Annotated in this window: 1 protein-coding gene and 1 pseudogene; both read left to right on the top strand. The window is 60.8% G+C overall.

Features of this window, described 5'->3' with window-relative positions:
- Positions 1-1049, top strand: a pseudogene (locus tag AC1DUU_RS31075) (hypothetical protein); the annotation flags it as partial.
- Positions 1049-1657: a hypothetical protein gene (locus AC1DUU_RS31070; RefSeq protein WP_476787154.1), complete on the top strand. Its 609-nt coding sequence runs from the start codon at positions 1049-1051 to the stop codon at positions 1655-1657. The pseudogene AC1DUU_RS31075 and the gene AC1DUU_RS31070, both read left to right, overlap by 1 nt.
- Positions 1658-1802: the final 145 nt, after the last annotated feature.

Raw genomic sequence — 1802 nt, 5'->3', positions numbered from 1 at the left:
ATTTCGGCCTTAACAGCCCGGAAAACCTCGCAAAATATGGCATGACTTCCGCCCCGACTGCCGGGCCGGAGGGCGTCAAAATTGCTGGCGGTAAGGGCGAGGCCGTCACGAGCCCAATTGATCGGCGCATCGAGAAGGCCTTTGAAACACCAACCAAGTCGACGGTGTCGCTGAAGGATTTCGCCGCACCTGATAAGGATGACAAGAAGAAGTCGACACGTGAGCGCGCTGACGAATATGCGCGCCTATCGCAGCGCATCGCCGAAACGACGGCCGAAATGGTCGCCGAGACCGAAGCACAGCGTCAGCTCAATCCGCTGATCGACGACTATGGCTATGCCGCCGAAAAGGCGCGCATGGAGCGCGAGCTTCTGACTGCAGCCGAAGAAGCCGGCAAAAAAGTCACGCCGCAGCTGCGGGCCGAGATTGCGGCGCTCGCCGATCAGTATGCGACGGCCGGTGTCGAAAGCGCCAAGCTGGCAGAGAGCCAGGATGACCTTCGTTCGCGCATGGAGGACTTCAGGAGCCTCGGCAAGGACGTGGTCGGCGGGTTCATYTCAGACCTYCAGGACGGCACGGACGCGCTGGACGCTGTCGCTAACGCCCTCCGMAAAGTCGGTGCGGAATTGATCAATAGCGGTCTCGAAAGCCTCTTCGGCAAGAGCGGGAGCGGCAACTGGGTAAGCGGCTTGTTTTCCTCTTTGTTTGGCGGTGGTGGCGGTGGCTCGGACCCTTGGGGCGGCATGCGTGAAAACGGCGGGCCGGTGCAGAAGGGCAAGGCCTACGTCGTCGGCGARAAGCGWCCCGAACTGTTYGTGCCGGGGCAGTCAGGCACGATCATTCCGCAGGTGCCTCARATGCCGAAGGTGGTAGCAGGTGGTGGCGGCCGGCCTGTCGTGGTCAATTTCAACCCGGTAATCGAYAACCGCGGCGCATCTGCGGAAGCGGTAGCGCGCAACGAACAGCAGTTGGCGAAGATGCGRGCGGAACTGCCTTCGCTGGTGATCACCGCTGTGCGAGAGGCCAACAGCACGAATGTGAAGTTCTGATGAGCATCACCTATCCTCTCGACATTCTCGCGGGTTTTCCCGGCTGGTCGACCGAGTTCGAATTGCTTTACCGACAGGAGCAATCGCGGCAGGCGAACGGCCGAACGATCGTGAARGATATGGGTTCGCCGCTGTGGCGGGCTTCGTATCAGTCGCGAAGCCTGAAGCCCAATGATCTCGACGCTTGGCGGGCACGGCTGGCATCGCTTGAGAACGGGCTGCAGACGTTCAAGGGGTATCCGCTTTCCCGGTGTCGCCCGATCAAACATCCGGGCTCATCGACCCTGCCTACCGGCTCGCTGTTTTCGATCGATGCTAACCGGAAGGCCATTCGGATCACGGCGCTGACAGGCGTTTCGTTGAGCGTTGGCGACATGATCCAGATCGGCACCAAAGACCTTCACCAGGTCATGGAGCCGGTGGAAGGGCCGGTTACCGCCTTGTTTGAAGTGCGGCCACACATCTGGCCAGGCGTAGCAATGGGGGCGCCGGTCTCAATCCACAAGCCGCACTGCCTTATGGCCATCGTGCCGGGCAGCGTGAGCAGCACAGCAGACATGTCGACGGGCCGTGGCGCAATCAGCTTTCAGGCGGTGGAGGCGCGGTGATGGCGGTTAGTGGATCGTTCCGCTCCAGTCCTCAAGGAACGTATTCATCCCGTCCCGCTCGACAGTGCGCTCGAATTCCTGAAAGGCCTCTGCGTCGGTCTCGAAGGGTTCTTCCCAGATGGTAGAGATGTCGTCGTTGTATACC

This window comes from Aminobacter sp. P4_H6_2 (genome assembly GCF_056400805.1).
Note: the sequence above shows the minus strand (reverse complement) of the source record. Positions and strands in the feature narration are given on the sequence as shown.